The organism is Candidatus Izemoplasma sp. (assembly GCF_982632705.1).
This window is the reverse complement of record NZ_CEXEES010000118.1, coordinates 983-1413: the sequence shown is the minus strand read 5'-3', so window position 1 is coordinate 1413 and position 431 is coordinate 983. Positions and strand designations below refer to the sequence as shown.

The window sequence follows — 431 nt, the reverse complement described above, 5'->3', positions numbered from 1 at the left end:
CGCCAAATATTTCATCGGTGTATGAATTGTCAGCCTGTTGGGAATAAACCGGAATATCTTCAGACCAGCACTCTTCATAAGGTGTTTGGTAAATTTTTGTTTTGAATACTTCCTCTACATTCAGCACTTCGGCCTTATCAGTAAAAGCCAAAGTCGCTGTTGAAAGTGCAAGTAGGCTAATGGTTAATAATTTGTTCATCTGCATCTCCTATCATTTTCCATAGCCACGGCCATAACCGCTGCCTTGTGAACCGCCACGCATACCTTGGCCCATGCCGCCGCCTTGTCCACCGCCCATACTATCTCTAAAGGCTTGTCTATCTTCTGTTGACATAGATTGCATATTATCTCTAAAAGCTTGCCTGTCTTCTGTTGACATGGACTGCATTTGAGTACGCATAGCATTTTGATTTGACCTATTTAAGTTTGCG

General features: G+C 42.7%; 1 protein-coding gene and 1 pseudogene. Both read right to left on the bottom strand.

All coding sequences use genetic code 11. The annotated features are described in order from the left end of the window. Positions 1 to 199: hypothetical protein (locus AC2LE6_RS09035; protein WP_484478930.1), on the bottom strand; the 199-nt coding region annotated here is incomplete at its 3' end. 12 nt (positions 200 to 211) lie between these two features. Then, positions 212 to 431: pseudogene (locus AC2LE6_RS09030) on the bottom strand (hypothetical protein); the annotation flags it as partial.